This is a genomic window from Wenzhouxiangella marina, assembly GCF_001187785.1.
GTDB classification, from domain to species: Bacteria; Pseudomonadota; Gammaproteobacteria; order Xanthomonadales; family Wenzhouxiangellaceae; genus Wenzhouxiangella; species Wenzhouxiangella marina.
In genome coordinates this window covers 3,417,081-3,432,988 of the sequence record NZ_CP012154.1, presented here as the reverse complement: position 1 = coordinate 3,432,988, position 15,908 = coordinate 3,417,081, and the positions used below count along the sequence as shown (strand labels likewise).

Below are 15,908 nucleotides of genomic sequence, written 5' to 3'. Positions count from 1 at the left end.
TAGACTGTTCGGTGATCGAACTATCGAAGCGCCTCACGGCCTGAATACCCGCTCATTGTGCCAGCTGAGGTAGACGGCATCGGGCCTTTCCGCCGGGTTGCCTGGTTCGACCATCAGCTTTTCTCCATGGAAGCGGTAGTAATCGCGGCCATTCTCGAATTCTTCCTTGATCCGTCCGCTAACCTCGATCCGGCGCTCGGGCGTGACCGTGACGTAGCCCGCGTCGAACAAGCGATGCAGGTCGGAGCGCAGCAATAGGCCGTTTTCCGTGCGGTTGGGGCCGGAGTCGGCATAGGGCTTGATGTGGGCGGCTTCGAGCGCGGGCAGCGTCCGCTCGCCGGAGATCGCGCAGCGCCGGGTGTAGGCATCGGTGACCAGGGACCGGAAGGCGCCCTGGCCGAGCCGGCCGCGGATGATGCGGAGCGGCCGCTCAGGGTCGCCAGTGGGGTCAAGTAGGCCATCGGTGTCTCCGACAACTGGCATCCGTTCGCGGACGGCATCGAGGAGCTTTGCGCCTTCGAGTGAATCGCTGTCGTAGCCCTTGCCGCGAACGATATTTTTCGACCAGTCGGCCGGCGTGGGTATCCAGCTCTCTCTGGGGAAGAAAAACGGTTGGGCCAGAATGCAGCAACCGATTTCGTCAGCTGGGTGAATCTCAGGCCGCAGTGATCTCAGAATTTTCAGGAGCTGCGGCAGGCTCTCGACGCCGTTTTTCTGGCCGAAGGCCTCCCAGGCCAACATCAGCGGCAGGCGGGTATAGCGCACGAAGAAGCCTCCGCCGACGATGGCATTGTGCGGGTGCTTGAGCTTGAACAAGAACAGGCCGGCTTCGGGTAGGGCACGGAACCCAGAGGCGCCGGGCATCCAGAAATTGACTTCATCCGGCTGCTGGGCGGCCAGATAGTGGTACCACCTTGAATCGGTCACACCGATGTAGAAACGCTTTGCCACAGAGCCAACCCCCAAACTACGCCGTCTCCGATTATGTCTTTTTCTACGGGCGCTTTCCACCGGGGCAGTCAGGGCGCTGATTCGCATTAGGGCGGGGAGCTTTGAGAAGAGATTCCAGCAGAGTATGCTGGGCATATGGGTGGTGAGGCACAGGATGCTCGAGTTCGGAAGATGGCCTTCGACTGGCTGGAGCGCCAGACAATGCTGCATGGCGATGTCTTGCCGCGCGATTTGCTGTTCTAGGGGTTTCAGTTCGAGGATCAGCGGGCGGGTCTGATTGGCCTGTTCGGGCGTGCGGCCAGGTCGATCTGGTCTCCCCATTCGGCGAGCCTGGTGTTTTCATCTTTGATCGTTTTTGAGCGTGCCGGCCAGGCCATGAAGGAAGCTTTCCAGCAGCTGGGCTGATTGTTCGAGCTGCGGAGCGGGTAGCTGGCTCAGCAGGGGGCCAGGGCGGTCATCGGCGATTTGCGGTAGAAGGATTGTTTTCAAGGCTTCGATTTGGCGGGTTGAGTCGGCGGCTACCCAAATTCGGCCGAGGTCTCTTCCCGCAAGGATGGCGCCGGCCAATTGATAGTCGAAGTCTGGGGTGTCCAGGAGATCGTTCTCGTCTTCGAAGAGTCTTTGTCGATGTCCACATTCAAGATAGTTGGCCAAAATGAACACGACGTCGGATAAGTCAACGCCCGGTCGGCGCAGGTGGCGCTCGGCGCTGGCGATGATTTTCATATGAACGAGCATCGGCAGGCTGATGACCCGGATTCGCTGATTGCCAGGCAGGAAAACGGTCTGTGCGTTTTCGAGTGCCTCCGTGAACCCGCCAACGGTCAGTTCCGGTGTTCCGTCCGGAGGCCAGGCGATGGTTCCGTTTTCCCGCTCGACCCCGCCGAAAGGGATTAGGTCAAAGCGAATCCCGACTTCCGATCTGAGCTGATGCACAACACCTGGCACTTCCTCGAACGCATCAGAATCGAGCAACTGCTGACGTACACGGTGAAAGTGGGACCAATCCTCCACGGCAATAGCAAGATCGATGTCATCAGTCGCCCGGCGCACCTGGATGCCATGTCCGTATTGCATGAGTAGGTCCCTGGCTGTGGCGCCGATGACTAGCCACGAGGTGTTGCCCAGCCCGGAGTGAATGACTCCAGCCAGCTCACCAAGATAGGCAAGCTCAGGCCTGTTGCTTAAATCCATCGACGAGATCCTGATAAATCAACTCGGCAGATTCAATGCACCGGGTGTCGCCTTCGGCGAGTAGGTCTGCGTAGACTAGGGGGGCAGGTGCTGTCCCTGCGCGATCTTCGGTGAAATTCCAGAAACGCTCGAGAAGTTCTACGTTGCCATCCGCGGCCGGGTGCAGGGCGAACTGAGTCATAAACTTTTTGATTTCCCTGCGGCCGTACAGTGTGATCCGTTCGGGCTTGAGGTGGCCGACGATCAAGGCGCCCGCAGGCTCCCCACCAAGCACATAGTCGAACTCATTGGCATTGAATTCCTTCCACCAGTCGACCCGGGGCGCTTGGTATCTGGCCAGCTGGAGCTTGGGTCTTAGGGTACGGGCGTAGGCCTCGGCCCACTGGGTGAGCAGCTTGTCGTAGTTCGTTAATATCCGCCGGTTGCGATATTCGGCAAGGAAGTCCATTGCCGGCAGTTCCGCCATCACCCAACCGACGGTGCCATGGGCGACTCCGGCTTGCCGGGCAATCTCCCGATAGGGTTGGTCCGCTAGCTCTGGCTTGCATAGCAGTGCGAACAAGACCTGCAGGCCGCTTGGCTGGAACGCGCGGGCTCTGGGCTTTTGTATTTGCAGCTTGGGTCGCGGGCGGCCCGTCACCCAGACAAGCAATGGCGGGTCCTCTAGATAGATATTCCCCCCAGCATCGGCAAACCACACTCCCAGTTCTCTCAGGCGCTCGGCCATAGGGGGCGCAACGTAGTCGGCCACAATCATCGGCTTTCCGGGCAGTGTTCGAAGCTGCTGCAGTGTCGCTCCCAAGGTTGCCGGGCGGAGGTGATGTTTCAACTCGACCGCGCAGCTCAAGCGCTTCCCTGAGTATTCGATGGTCAATTCGGCGTCGACGCGCTGATTTTTGCGGGGCCGAGCATTTCGCTGGGCTTTGACGGTCAGCCCATGCCGCTCCAGAGCAGCCATGGCGTGCTCCAGCGTCGCTTCCAATTGGTTTTTTGTCGATTTGTCCATTAATTGGCATTGTCCATGATTCGTGGACACGATTCAATAGTGGACAAATATCGGCTTTCCTGCCGTTCCCAGGTGGCGGAATGCAACGCCGATCCCGGCGCCAGATCGACTAGAGGGGCTCGATATTCGGCTTCAATGTCCCGACCAAGCTAGGAACCTTGGGGATTCACCGAATTTCGCTGGCTTGCATTGCCTAACCGTTAACAAGGAATGGATCAGGCCTCTACATTAAAGCTTGGGTTTATTGTGGGACGTGATCGGCGCTCAGAGAAATGCCGAGCTCGCTCCGCCTGGACCGAGCCGCGCCAGGGTCCCGAACACCAAATTGTGGAGTTCTGAGCCGAGATTGCAGGCGAAGTGGGCGCGCGTCGAGCGCTCTGGGCTTGTCATCCGCCGGCAGGTATCCTGGTGGCATGTTGGCAGATGCTCAGGATGCGCGAGTTCGGAAAATGGCCTTCGACTGGCTGGAGCGCCAGACGATGCTGCATGGCGACGTTTTGCCGCGCGATTTGTTGTCCCAGGGGTTCGAGTTCGAGGGGCGGCGGGTGCCACTGGTCGCACCCAACGGGATTTTTCGGCCAGCGGTCTTGCCCGAGATCCCACTCACGATCACGACTTCACCCAATAGTCCATATGACGACAGCTTTGCCGATGATCATCGCTTGGAGTACCGGTATCGGGGAAAGAACCCCTTGCATCCAGACAATGTCGGTCTGCGAGAGGCAAAGCGACGGCGCACGCCGCTGATTTACCTCTTCGGACTGGTGCCTGGGCGCTATTTGCCGATTTGGCCGGTATTCGTGGTTGGCGATGATCCCGGACGTCTGCGATTTACTGTGATGGCGGATGACCAGCAGAGCATCGCCGATACTCTAATGGCGGGCGCGGGCCAAGAGGCTGAGCGCGAGCAAGATGCGCCGCGCCGGCAGTACATCACTGCCGCCGTTCAGGTGCGCTTGCACCAGCGTGGCTTCCGGGAGCGGGTGCTGAAGGCTTATCGAGAGCAATGTGCACTGTGCCGCTTGAAGCACCGCGAGTTGCTCGATGCGAGCCATATCATTCCGGACCGACACGAGCGAGGCGAACCGAGCGTGTCCAATGGATTGTCGCTGTGCAAGATCCACCACACTGCTTTTGACAGGCATTTCCTGGGGATCAACCCGGATGGCGTGATCCATATCCGGCGGGACTTGCTGGAGGAAAGCGACGGGCCGATGCTGCAGCATGGACTGAAGGATATGCACGGGCTGCGATTGACGGTGCCTTCTCGGGTGGCCGATCGACCCGACCGGGACGGCCTGGCGATGCGGTTTGAGCAGTTTTTGGAAGTGCAGGGGTAGTGGGGAATTGCCGTTGGAAATTGGTGACAAGCAGAGAGAAATTTTCCAGCAGAGAGTGCTAGCTCCTGTTGCCGACAAATACGGCAAGCATCATGAGCGTCTCAGCGGCTTTATGGCCATGGAGGGCCGTGACTTTGCCAAGAGCAGAAAGCTGATGGTCGTTGGGCGGGCGGTGAACAGCTGGGGTGACGGCCTGACGGTCTCTGAGCTTCGGAATCGATCGACATGGGGTGATTTTGCTGATTCCATCCATGAGTGTGCTGGCGACTGCAAAATGGCCTGGGTAGCTCAGTCAGCTGGCCAAAGTGACGGCTATAACACCTATAGCTCTGCCTTCTGGCGGGTAGTCAAGTTGGTTTCAAAGGACTTGGGCGTTTGGGGCGAGGAAGATGAAGGCCATTGGTCGTCGCGCCTGGTCTGGAGCAACCTTTACAAGCTCTCCCCGCAAGCGGGCGGAAACCCCTCAAATAAGCTCTGTGAGCTACAGGAGCCCGGCTGCATCGAGCTGCTCCGGCAGGAGCTGATCGAGTATGCGCCTGAGCGTGCGCTGTTCCTCACGGGCATGAACTGGGCCTGGCCGTTCATGAAGGGCTTGGGGGGCCGTTTGCAGGCGATGCCGGGCTTAGTGGAGGCCCGAGGGTCAATTGAACTGCCCGCAAAGTGGGCCTCGATCCCATTTGTTGTTGCTTCGTATCCACAGGGGAAGGATGAGTCGTCTTGGGTTGAGCAGGTGTTGGAAGCTTTCCAAATAGTCGATTAGGCGTCCTAGAACGACTCAAAGTCGAAGCGATCGAGATTCCTCTGACCGAATCCACCGGCTCAGATGAAAGCTGAAGAGCTTGATGTCTTCCGAGCTCAGGCGCTGGGGCGCGTTGCCTAGAAAGGTGGGCAGGGCCTTTGGGTTGAGAACCCAGATTGGGCTTTGGCGAGCCTGCTTGCTGTCGATGAACCAGCCGGGGAAGAGCACGACGGGGCGGACGTCCAGGCTTCGCCCGATGCTTTCGCTGAGCAGGGTCTTGAGCCAGCTGGCCTGGGCTTGGGCCTGGATCAGCGGGCGGCGTTCATCATTTCGGCCGGGGAGGCTCAGGTGTTCGCCGTTGAAGACGATCTTGGGCTCGCCTTGGGCGGGCTTGCTCCAGGTCTTGGTTTCGATGCTGAAGATGCCGGCGGGGCCGATGATGACGTGGTCCAGGTTGAAGCCGTCGCCGATCAGGTCATGGAAGACCTGGTAGCCCTGTTCGCGTAGGCGCTCCAGGTATTGGCCGACGGCGCGTTCTCCTTGTTCGCCCTGCTCCAGGGCATAGATGATGGGTTTTGCTTTAAATATCCGCGTGACTAGCCAGGCAAACGCCATAAGCGCTAGCACTGTCCATAACCATGGGGAGGTGGCCTCGTCCATCCAGCGTTCGATCCATTTCATCATGGCTAGGAATACGAGGCTTGCAGTCGCTAATGCGGGCGTCTGCCCATAGTCGTCCCAGACTCTCCTTCTCGCCTCGGCCAGTGACTGCCCCGGATTGCGCATCGCCGGGTCTTTCAGCGGAGAACGCTTGTTTGGATCTTTCCCCATTGTTGATTAGTCCACCTTCGCCTCTGCAGATTATGCGCCGTTTTAGGGAGTCGCGGTGTACCCAGAGCGGGTCGAGCACTCCAGGCGCTGGATCCCGGGTCAGGCCCGGGATGACGGGAGGGGGTGGTTGTAGATTGAAAACAGTTGTGCCGTAGAACTATCGCGGGCACCTATGCCAAGCGCTCCTTCAAGCGCTGCCGATAGCTCCAGCTCACCGGCACTTGCACGCTGATCTTCAGATGCGCTGGCGCGTCGTTCGTATCGAAAGGTTCGATGTGGTCGACGCGGTCCAAGCATCCTCATCAAGAATTGAGCAATGGAGCGTGGCGCGCGAGGGTGGAGCAAGGGCTGAGAGCGGCGGTACGAGGTGTTCCTGGCCCCTACGCCGGGTGGTGTTCCTGATTTCGACTGTGCTTGAGCAGGCTTTCGGCGGGGATGTCGAAGGCGTCATGCAGGTTTTCGATCATTCTGAGCGTCAGGGGGCGCTTGCCGGCCAGGATTTCGTAAACGCGGTTCTTGCGGCCAATGGCGGGCACCAGGTCATCCACGGTCAGACCTTGCTGTTCCATGCGGAATTTGATGGCTTCCACCGGGTCTGGGAACTCGATCGGGTAATGCTTGCGCTCATAGGCTTCGACCAGCGTGACCAGCACATCCAGGCGATCGCCTTCGGGGCTATCCATTTCGGCCGACATCAGCCCCTCGATTTCCTTCAATGCGGCTTGATAGTCGGCTTCATTCTTGATGGGTCGAATTTCCATTAGTCACCTCAAATGGTTTGCGCATCGATCTGGTCGTACTGCTTGTGCGTACCGATGAACCGAATGTAAACGACCCGGTAGGGGTAATTGACCCAAGCTACCAGCCGGTACTTGTTGCCAGCGATGTTGAACACGACGCGGCCGTCCTTGAGGATGCTGGCGCTGGCAAATTGCGCCTTCAGCTCGTTCGGGTTGGCCCAATCTGCCTTGAGGGTTTCCCGGTACCAGGCCATCCCCGGCTCGATCGAATCGGAATAATCCGGGGAGCTGGCCCAGAATGCTTTCAGCGTGGACAAGGCGATGATGCGCACAGTTCGATTCTAGTCCCGTTTTGGGACTTTGGCAATGGGGTGTGAGTTGGTGCGGTTTGTTTGCGGGGGCTGGGGCTTTGATCGGGCACTTGAGCCGCTAGGTCCTACTGAATCAAGTTCAGCACAGGCTTCTCAAGGCCGGGATGACGGATGGTGTGGGGATTTTGGGGCTGGGATGACGGGTGGTGTAGGGAGATTGGGGCTGGGATGACGGGTGGTGTAGGGAGATTGGGGCCGGGGTGGCGGGTGGTGTAGTGGGTTCTCAGTCAGCGACATTAGCTCTATTGCCACTCCGTCACCCCGGGCGGAGACCCGGGGCCCAGTGGCTTTGATCAGGCACTTAAGTCACTAGGTCCCGGATCAGGTCCGGGATGACGATATCGCTACGCCTATATCGTCAGATGACGGATGGTGTATTGAGTTCTTACGCAGGGGCCTAGTGGCTTCGATCAATCGTAGGGGTCGATCGCTACCAGTTCGCTTGCGCCCACGCGCTTCAATAGCTCGATCAGGGTTTGGTCGAGTTCCTGGCGGAAGGCGGGGTCGTCCGATCGGGTTCTCAGCAGGGCCGAGAAGCCGGCCTGGTCTCCTCGGTCGACGAAGGCCTGCGGGTGTTCGTTGATCTTGATGTGGACGCCTTCGGCGGGCCGGGTGTTGAGGTAGCTGCCTTCGACGTAGTTCTCGCGCTGGGTCCAGGTCCAGGGGCCGGCCTTTTCCAGGGCCTCGAGCATGGCTTCCATGCTCAGTTCGCTGGCAAAGTCGTAGGCCCAGTCCTTGCTGGTCTTCGGGTTGGACGGCATCGGGTAATCCCTCATTGATGTCGACGGTGGCTGGATTATGCGCCGGAACGATGCCTATTTCATGTGCACCTTGCCGCCGATCATCTTGTAGGCCGGCGTGCCGCGGATCATCGTCTCGCGGGCGAAGCTCCGGCCGCAGCCCGGGCAGGTGCAGGGCTCGTCGGTGTGGTCTTCGACGATGCGTTCGATGAAGCATTTTACGAGCGCGCCTTTCCCGCCCTTTCGATATTTGAAGAGCAGGGTCTTGCACTGCAGGCAGGAGATCTGGACGGTCTGCACCGGTCCTTTCTTGTTGGGCTTGGCCATGGCGGGGCGGGTTCTTGCCGGGGCGGTTCCTTGTGCGGTCCATTCTATCGAAGGCTGGCCTGGATGCCGGTGGGCGGATTCTGTTCGCATCGCCAGTCCTGTCCGGCTATGCTGGGGCATGAAGACTCGCGGCTTTCCCAGGGGACCAGACGTATGAACAAGTATCAGGCGCGGCAGCTGCCGCTGACCGTGGCGGTGAGTTCGGTGCTGGCGGCGGGTTCTCTGCAGGCGGCCACGATCACCGTCGACAGTCTCAATGACGGCCCCCTGGGCAGTTTCCCGGCCGAGTGCACGCTGCGCGCGGCGATCGCGGCGGCCAATACCGATGTGGTCGTGGACGGCTGCGCGGCGGGCGAGCCGGGGCTCGATCAGATCGAGTTCGACCCGGTGCTCAACGAAAGCGTGATCACCATCGCCACGGCCGATTCCCCCTTCGTGATCACCGATTCGGTCCAGATCAGCGGGCCCGTGCCCGGTCCTTATGAGGGCATCCTGATCGACGGCGGCGGCATCTCGCGGGTGTTCGGCATCGAGGGTACGTCGCCTGGTTCGATCGACGTGTCGATGGCCAGCCTGGGCATCGAGAACGGGTTCGTCGGGATGGGCTTCGATGACGAGCTGGGTGCGGGCATCGCCAGTGACAATGCCAACCTGTCCCTGAGCTATGTCTCGCTCCTGGGTCACTATGCCTACTACGGCCACTCCGGCATCGATTTCGCCAACGGTAGCCTGACGATGGTCGAGACGGCGATTCGGGACAACAGCACCGGCTATTTCGGGGTCGGCGGTGGGCTCGTCGTGACGGCCGGGACGCTCGACATGGCTGGCGGCGTGGTTCGCGACAATTTCGCCGCCTACGATGGTGCCGGAATGACGCTGCGATCGAATTCCACGGCCTACATCACGGGGGCCCAGATCCGGGGCAATTCGGGGCAGAACTACTTCGGTGGCCGCGGTGCGGGCATCAATGTGGTCGACTCGACCGTGACGATCGACTACTGCGACATCCGGAACAATGGCTTCGCATCCGGCGGCTCCGGCGGTGGCATCGCCGCGACCGGCTCGCAGGTCACGATCATCGACAGCGTGATTCGCAACAATTCCCTGGGCTACTACCTGCTCGGCGGTGGCACCGGTGCGGGTCTGTCCCTGATCAACTCATCCCTCGAGATGGACGGTGTCCAGGTCACGGGTAACTCGACGGATTCCTACTACACCAGCGGCGGAGGGATTGCTGCGCGCAGCTCCAACCTCGTGATCAGCAATAGCGCTTTTGTCGCCAACGCAGCCTATTCCTCATCGCCGCTGGATTTCGGAAGCGGCGGTGGCGCCTTCTACGTGCGCAATGGCTCGATGACCATTCGCGATACGGAAATCAGCGACAACCTGGTCTCCGGCGACTACCAGCGTGCCTCCATGGGGCGATTCATCGATCACGATCTTGCGCTCAGCAACGTGACGATCTCGGGCAACGAGATCACCGGGCCCAACATTCTGCCGCCGGACGTGGGCGCGCTCATCCATATGACGGGCACCAGCACGGTGGAATTCGTCCATGTGACCCTGGCAGAGAACACGGACACCTATGGCACTCGTGTACTCATCCATCGCGAGCCCACCACCACGCTCGAACTGATCAATTCAGTCCTCACCAGTCCCGGCGCGGCCGAGGTCTGCAACACGGGCGCCAGCACGACGGTGTCGACCCTGGTCACCGACGTCAGCTGTACCGGGGCGGCCACCGCCATTGCGGACCTGGCCCTGGGCCCCCTGGCCCTGAACGGTGGTTTGACGCAGACCCAGGCCCTGGGGCTCGGCAGCGTCGCCATCGACGCGGGCGGTGACTGCGCGACGGATCTAGGCGTGCTCACCGATCAGCGCGGTGTCCCGCGCGATGCTCAGTGCGATCTGGGTGCCTTCGAATTCGCCGACTCGCTGTTCCAGGATCGCTTCGAGACCCTGCTGCCACCCTGAGCTTGCCGCGCCCCGGTTGCGATCCGGCTGATCGGCAGTTGCCGGGAAAGCTGGCGCGCGGCCATGGCCGGCGATCGGGTGCCAGTCGGGCGCCCAGGCCACCGCTCTGGCCAGTTCACCGGCGCTCAGTACGCTTCCCCAGGCTCCTGTACGGTGTAGTCGGAGAGCGGGTTGTGGCAACGCAATCCGGCAAAGCGCCGGAAGTCATGGTCTGCGCTGTGCAGGCAGGCATCGTGTTCGATGGCGATGGCCGCCAGATGTGCATCGTTGCTGAGGTTGCCCGCTGTCCCTGAATCACGCAGCAGCTGCGACAGGATCAGCCAGTGTCGCTCCCCCGGTTCGATAGCTCGTGCGCAGGGTTGGGCGAGCCAGCCATTGACCAGTCTGAGCGCCGTGTCCGTCGGCAGCGGGGATTCGAAGATGCGCGGGTGGGTGCTCAGTCGCAGGAAGGCAATGATGACCAGCCAGGGCAGGCCGACCGGTGAGGTCCCGGACAAGGCCTCTTCGAGCCAGCGGCGAGCGCGGTCGTGCTGTGGTGCATCCTCGTTGACGGCGTAGATCAACAGGTTGACGTCTGGAACGATCACTTGCGCTGCTCCAGCTTTCGCAGCACTTCTTCGTCCTCGAGTTCGCCCGCCAGCTGCAGTGACTTGTCCAGGTCGATCCCCGGTCGGGTTCGACCCAGGCGGGCCGTTTCGATGCGGTACGGGCGGCCGGGGTTCGCGGCCCCGGTCCTGGCCAGGCCGTCCCGCAATGCATCGTTGACGACGTCCTTGAAACTCCGCCCCGTGTCGAGGGCGCGCTGCTTGAGCTGGCGGGCCAGTTCGTCGTCGATGGTGAGCGTGGTGCGCATCAGGGCATCATAGCATCAACTGGCAAAGCATCAAGACATCAGAAATCTCCATGCCTGGGCTTGCAGCGCTCGGGTCCTCGCTCGTCATGTCGGCTCTTCGTTGCGACATCCCGTTGCCCGGGCTTTGGTAGATTGCCGGGCTGGCGCGCGTCGCCGACCCCCGATTGCCGAAGAGATGATCGAATGATGAACAAGACCCACTCCCTGTTGATGACGGCCCTGGTTGGCGCTGCGATTGGCGTTGTATTGGGCGCGGTCAGTGCCCCCACTCTGGCCCAGGCGCCCATCGTCCAGCCCGGCGCGCCCGGTGAGGCGACGCGCTCCCTGTCGGCCGACGAGGCCATCCGTCTGGCCGGTACGCGGTTCTCGCCGGCCGATGTGCGATTCATGACCGACATGATTCCCCACCACCACCAGGCCACCCAGATGGCAGCCCTGGTGGCGGACCGCACGAACTGGGAGCCGCTGATCGAGATCGCCGGGCGCATCGACGCCTCCCAGGCCGACGAGATCGAGTTCATGCAGGGCTGGCTGGCCGATCGCGGACAGCCGGTGCCGGATCCGTCCGCGCATCACCACATGCACATGAATCACGAGATGGCCGGCATGGCCACGCCGGAGCAGATGGCCGAGCTGGCCGACTCGGAGGGCGTCGACTTCGATCGCCTGTTCCTGGAGCTGATGATCGCCCACCACCAGGGCGCGATCACCATGGTCGACGAGCTGCTCGAACAACCCGGTTCGGCCTATGACCCGACCCTGTTCGAGTTCACCAGCGACGTGGTCAACGATCAGACGGCCGAAATCGAGCGGATGAACGAGCTGCTGTCGCAGATCTCCAGCGACCCGCGCGCGACCCTGGCCGCCGGCATCGACGACGCCGAATCGGCGATCGACAACCTGCGCCTGGTGGCTTCCCTGCCGCGACCGCCCGGCTTCTTCGACCCGAACAACCCGGGCGACCTGCCGCTGAAGCGCCTGGCGGAGCTGAACGCGGGCGACGACGAGGCGACCGAGGCCGAGGACGCAAGCGAGGACGCTGCCGAGGACGGCTCGGGCGGCGATGAGCGGCCGCGCTGGCCCCTGCTGAGCTTCTCCAATACCGACATGGCCTTTTCCGGCGACGTGCTGGTGGCGGGCAGCTACCACGGCTTCAACATCTACCGTCTGGCCGATGACGGCGCGCCTTCGCTGATCAGCTCGGTGGTCTGCCCGGGCGGGCAGGGCGATGTCTCGATCGTCGGCGACCTGCTGATCATGTCCGTCGAGCAGAACAGCGCCCGCCTCGACTGCGGCCTCCAGGGCGTGGAAGGCGATGTCTCGCCCGAGCGCTTCCGGGGCCTTCGCATCTTCGACATCAGCGATCTGGCGGCCCCGCAGCAGGTGGGTGCGGTGCAGACCTGCCGCGGCTCGCACACGCATTCCGTGGTCTCGGCCGATGAGGATCGCATCGTGGTCTACAACTCCGGCACGGCGCCGATCCGGGCGACCGAGGAACTCCCGATCTGCATCGACGATCTGCCCGGCGACGAGCGCACGGCCCTGTTCCGCATCGACGTGATCGAGATTCCCGTCGACGACCCGGCCGCGGCCCGCATCGTCGACAGCCCGGCGGTGTTCGCCGATGAAGAATCCGGTGCCCTGGCCGGCCTGTGGCGCGGTGGCGATCACGGTGAGGGAACGCAGGAGACGAACGACACGGACCACTGTCACGACATCACCGTCTTCCCCAGCCTGAACCTGGCTGCCGGTGCCTGTTCCGGCAACGGCATCCTGTTCGACATCAGCGATCCGATGGATCCGAAGCGCCTCGACGCCGTCGTCGACCCGGGCTTCGCCTACTGGCACTCGGCCACCTTCAACAACGACGGCACCAAGGTGCTGTTCACCGACGAGTGGGGCGGTGGCATGCGACCGCGCTGCCGTCCGTCCGACCCGAAGACCTGGGGCGCCAACGCCATCTACGACATCGTCGACGGCCAGCTCGAGTTCCAGGGCTATTACAAGCTGCCGGCACCGCAGAGCGAGACCGAGAACTGCGTCGCCCACAACGGCTCGATCATCCCCGTGCCGGGCCGCGACCTGTTCGCCCAGGCCTGGTACCAGGGCGGTCTGTCGGTGATGGACTTCAGCGATTCCGAAGAGGCGATCGAGATCGCCTACTTTGACCGTGGCCCGCTGGATGAAGAGGAGCTGGTGCTGGCCGGCTATTGGTCGACCTACTTCTACCGCGGCCGCATCTACGGCACGGAAATCGTGCGCGGCCTGGACGTCTTCGCCCTCGAGCCCAGCGAACACCTGAGCGCCAACGAGATCGCCGCAGCCGAGCTGGCCATCGACGGCGGCCTGTTCAACCCGCAGCAGCAGTTCCCCATCAGCTGGCCCGACGTGCCGGTCGTGGCCCGCGCCTACATCGACCAGCTGATGCGAGCCATGGCCATCGACGAGGCCATGGTCCTGCGCCTGGAAGAAGCCTTGACCCAGGCCGATGCGGCCCTGGCCGAAAGCCGCGGTGACCGAGAGACCTCCGCCGCCCTGATCGGCCTGGCCGACGCACTGCGCGCCTCGGACGCACCAGTCGCGTCCGAAGCAGAACGCAAGCAGAAACTGGTGAATGTGCTGGAGGGGATCGCTGCAAATTTGCAGTGATCGAGATACAGCTACACCATCCGTCATCCCGGGTCTTCGCCCGGGGTGACGGTTGGTGTAAGGGAGATCGTGCCCGTGCCATCCGGAGGTGTAAGGGACACGCGTTCAACCCCACCCCTTGACCCGGCCTTCCGTCCCGAGTGGTTCAATGCTCGTTCTCACTCCCGAAAACCCCATGCCCCGATCTTCCCTCCAACTCGTCTGGTTCAAGCGCGATCTTCGCGTGGCCGATCACGTGCCACTGGTCGAGGCCGCGCGGCGGGGTCCCGTGCTGCCGGTCTACGTGGTCGAGCCCGAACTCTGGGCGCAGCCGGATACGGCGCGCCGGCACCAGGCGTTCATCGCCGAGTCCCTGCGTGATCTGGACCGGGCGCTCCGAGCGATGGGGCAGGGCTTGCTCGTGCAGCGCGGGGATGTGCTCGAGGTGTTCGCCGACCTGCATCGGCGCTTTCGTATCGACGCCATCCATGCCCACGAAGAAACCGGCAATGCATGGACCTTCGAGCGCGACAAGCGGGTGCGGGCCTGGTGTCGCGAGCAGGGCATTCCCTTGCACGAGACGCCGCAGTTCGGCGTCGTGCGGGCGCTGGGTGATCGCGATGGTTGGGCGAAGCGCTGGGAGGCCTTGATGGGCGAAACCCTGGTGATGGCGCCGGGGCGCCTGCCGTCCGTCGTCGAGACCCCGCGACCGGTCGATCCCTTCGACGGCCTCGAGCCCGCCTCGCGCCTGCCGACGCCCGGCCGCCAGCGCGGTGGCATCGAGGCGGCGCAGGCGACCCTGGACAGCTTTCTGAACGAGCGAGGACGCCATTACCGCGGCGGCATCTCCAGCCCGCTTTCGGCGGAAACGGCGGGCTCGCGCTTCAGCCCCTACATCGCCTACGGCAACCTGAGCCTGCGTCACATCGTCCAGGCCACGCGCGTGCGCATCGCCCGGGCCAAGGGCGAGCCGCCGGCCGGCTGGATCGGCTCCCTCAGGCAGTTCGACCGCCGCCTGCACTGGCACTGCCACTTCATCCAGAAGTTCGAGCAGCGCCCGGAGCTGGAATTCCGGAACATGCATTCCGGCTTCGATGGCATGCGCGAGGATGACTTCGATCCGGTGAAATTCGAGGCCTGGGCCGAAGGGCGCACCGGCTATCCGCTGGTCGACGCCTGCATGCGCTTCCTGACCCACACGGGATGGCTCAACTTTCGCATGCGCGCCATGCTGATGAGCTTTGCCGGCTACCAGCTCTGGCTGCACTGGCGCGAGCCGGCCCTGCACCTGGCTCGTCTGTTCACCGACTACGAGCCGGGCATTCACTATTGCCAGTGCCAGATGCAGAACGGGGTCACGGGCATCAATACGCTTCGCATCTACAACCCGGTCAAGCAGGCTCAGGACCAGGACCCGGAGGGCGAATTCGTCCGCCGCTGGGTGCCGGAGCTCGAAGGCGTTCCGACCGCCGCCATCTTCGAACCCTGGAAACTGGGCGAGGCCGATCTGAAGCGCTACGGCGCCCAGGGCTATCCCCCACCCATCGTCGATCACCAGGCGGCTGCTCGCGAGGCGCGGCGCATCGTCGGCGAATTTCGCAAGCAGCCCGGCTTCCGCGGCCAGGCCGACCGCATCCAGCACGAACTCGGCAGCCGCCGATCGGGCATCGCGCCGACCCGTCGCCCGCGCAAGAAGAAGGCCGTGGAGAAATCCCCCCAGCAGAGCCTGTTCTGAGTCGTTCGGACGGATCCTCAGGCCTTTGGCAGCTTGCTGTATTTCAGCGCCTTGCCTCGCGCCAGGTCGGCCGGGTACTTCTCGGCGTTGAGTTTCATCTTCGCCTCGACGGCCGGGCCGATGGCAATGCCCAGGCGGTCCGACAGGTTGGCCAGGTAGACCTGGATATCGGCGATTTCATGGGCGACGGCCTGCAGTGTCTCGTTGTCGAGCTGTTGGCTCTCTTCCTCGCTGAGCCATTGAAACAGTTCCAGCAGTTCACCCACTTCACCGGCCAGCGCCATGGTGAGGTTCTTCGGGCTGTGGAACTGCTGCCAGTCGCGCTCGGCGACGAAGGCGCGCAGGCGCTGCTTGAATGCGGCCAGCTCGGGCCATTCACCGCGCTGGGTGTCGGTCTTGTCGGTCATGCCCGAAGTATCGATCCTGACCCGGCGGCTGGCAACCGCCCGTCCTTCATGGATCCCGGCCGGCCAGACTGC

Annotated in this window: 16 protein-coding genes; 5 read left to right on the top strand and 11 right to left on the bottom strand. The window is 62.5% G+C overall.

Annotation, left to right across the window (positions count from 1 at the left end):
* Window positions 1–33 precede the first annotated feature (33 nt).
* Genes WM2015_RS14400 through WM2015_RS14390 form a run of 3 tightly spaced genes read right to left on the bottom strand, consistent with a single transcriptional unit; the run spans window position 34 to window position 3,151 of the window.
* Complete coding sequence (locus tag WM2015_RS14400) at window positions 34–1,272, bottom strand: HNH endonuclease (protein ID WP_245609777.1); 1,239 nt, start codon at window positions 1,270–1,272, stop codon at window positions 34–36.
* Window positions 1,273–1,290: 18 nt separating this feature from the next.
* Entirely contained in the window at window positions 1,291–2,145 is an 855-nt protein-coding gene (locus WM2015_RS14395; protein WP_049726714.1) for a nucleotidyl transferase AbiEii/AbiGii toxin family protein, read from the bottom strand.
* Window positions 2,123–3,151, bottom strand: coding sequence for a type IV toxin-antitoxin system AbiEi family antitoxin (locus WM2015_RS14390; protein ID WP_049726713.1), 1,029 nt, complete (start codon window positions 3,149–3,151; stop codon window positions 2,123–2,125). The genes WM2015_RS14395 and WM2015_RS14390 overlap by 23 nt, the downstream gene beginning before the upstream one ends.
* Window positions 3,152–3,600: 449 nt before the next feature.
* Between WM2015_RS14390 and WM2015_RS14385 the strand changes: the two genes are divergently transcribed.
* Both WM2015_RS14385 and WM2015_RS14380 read left to right on the top strand, forming a co-directional pair.
* Entirely contained in the window at window positions 3,601–4,491 is an 891-nt protein-coding gene (locus WM2015_RS14385; protein ID WP_211260940.1) for an HNH endonuclease, read from the top strand.
* Between the two features lie 13 nt (window positions 4,492–4,504).
* The gene (locus tag WM2015_RS14380) at window positions 4,505–5,251 is read left to right on the top strand and encodes a hypothetical protein (protein ID WP_049726711.1); all 747 of its coding nucleotides are present in this window, start codon (window positions 4,505–4,507) and stop codon (window positions 5,249–5,251) included.
* Window positions 5,252–5,266: 15 nt separating this feature from the next.
* Here the strand turns inward: WM2015_RS14380 and WM2015_RS14375 are convergent, their stop codons facing one another.
* The 5 genes from WM2015_RS14375 to WM2015_RS14355 form a co-directional block, all read right to left on the bottom strand.
* The gene (locus tag WM2015_RS14375; RefSeq protein ID WP_082169791.1) at window positions 5,267–6,061 is read right to left on the bottom strand and encodes a nuclease-related domain-containing protein; all 795 of its coding nucleotides are present in this window, start codon (window positions 6,059–6,061) and stop codon (window positions 5,267–5,269) included.
* Window positions 6,062–6,441: 380 nt separating this feature from the next.
* Window positions 6,442–6,777 (bottom strand): helix-turn-helix domain-containing protein, encoded by a 336-nt coding sequence (locus tag WM2015_RS14370; RefSeq protein ID WP_425425131.1) that lies wholly within the window; start codon window positions 6,775–6,777, stop codon window positions 6,442–6,444.
* A 53-nt stretch (window positions 6,778–6,830) separates the two neighbouring features.
* Entirely contained in the window at window positions 6,831–7,133 is a 303-nt protein-coding gene (locus WM2015_RS14365; RefSeq protein ID WP_049726708.1) for a type II toxin-antitoxin system HigB family toxin, read from the bottom strand.
* Window positions 7,134–7,582: 449 nt separating this feature from the next.
* On the bottom strand, window positions 7,583–7,933 hold the full coding sequence (locus WM2015_RS14360) for a hypothetical protein (protein WP_049726707.1): 351 nt from the start codon (window positions 7,931–7,933) through the stop codon (window positions 7,583–7,585).
* Between the two features lie 54 nt (window positions 7,934–7,987).
* Window positions 7,988–8,239 carry a hypothetical protein gene (locus WM2015_RS14355; protein ID WP_049726706.1) on the bottom strand — a complete coding sequence of 84 codons (252 nt, stop codon included), beginning with the start codon at window positions 8,237–8,239 and terminating at the stop codon, window positions 7,988–7,990.
* Window positions 8,240–8,392: 153 nt separating this feature from the next.
* Here WM2015_RS14355 and WM2015_RS14350 point away from each other — a divergent pair, with 153 nt between their 5' ends.
* Window positions 8,393–10,213, top strand: a complete 1,821-nt coding sequence (locus WM2015_RS14350) for a choice-of-anchor Q domain-containing protein (RefSeq protein ID WP_049726705.1) — start codon at window positions 8,393–8,395, stop codon at window positions 10,211–10,213.
* A 125-nt stretch (window positions 10,214–10,338) separates the two neighbouring features.
* Here the strand turns inward: WM2015_RS14350 and WM2015_RS14345 are convergent, their stop codons facing one another.
* Together WM2015_RS14345 and WM2015_RS14340 are read right to left on the bottom strand one after the other, a co-directional pair.
* A complete protein-coding gene (locus WM2015_RS14345) occupies window positions 10,339–10,800 on the bottom strand; it encodes a type II toxin-antitoxin system VapC family toxin (protein ID WP_049726704.1) in 462 nt (153 codons plus the stop codon).
* Window positions 10,797–11,066, bottom strand: a complete 270-nt coding sequence (locus WM2015_RS14340) for a ribbon-helix-helix protein, CopG family (protein WP_049726703.1) — start codon at window positions 11,064–11,066, stop codon at window positions 10,797–10,799. The genes WM2015_RS14345 and WM2015_RS14340 overlap by 4 nt, the downstream gene beginning before the upstream one ends.
* A 183-nt stretch (window positions 11,067–11,249) precedes the next feature.
* On the opposite strand from WM2015_RS14340, the gene WM2015_RS14335 reads away from it, so the two are divergent.
* Entirely contained in the window at window positions 11,250–13,715 is a 2,466-nt protein-coding gene (locus tag WM2015_RS14335) for a DUF305 domain-containing protein (RefSeq protein ID WP_211260939.1), read from the top strand.
* Window positions 13,716–13,890: 175 nt separating this feature from the next.
* On the top strand, window positions 13,891–15,429 hold the full coding sequence (locus tag WM2015_RS14330) for an FAD-binding domain-containing protein (protein ID WP_049726701.1): 1,539 nt from the start codon (window positions 13,891–13,893) through the stop codon (window positions 15,427–15,429).
* Between the two features lie 17 nt (window positions 15,430–15,446).
* Here the strand turns inward: WM2015_RS14330 and WM2015_RS14325 are convergent, their stop codons facing one another.
* Window positions 15,447–15,836, bottom strand: a complete 390-nt coding sequence (locus WM2015_RS14325) for a nucleotide pyrophosphohydrolase (protein WP_049726700.1) — start codon at window positions 15,834–15,836, stop codon at window positions 15,447–15,449.
* Window positions 15,837–15,908: the final 72 nt, after the last annotated feature.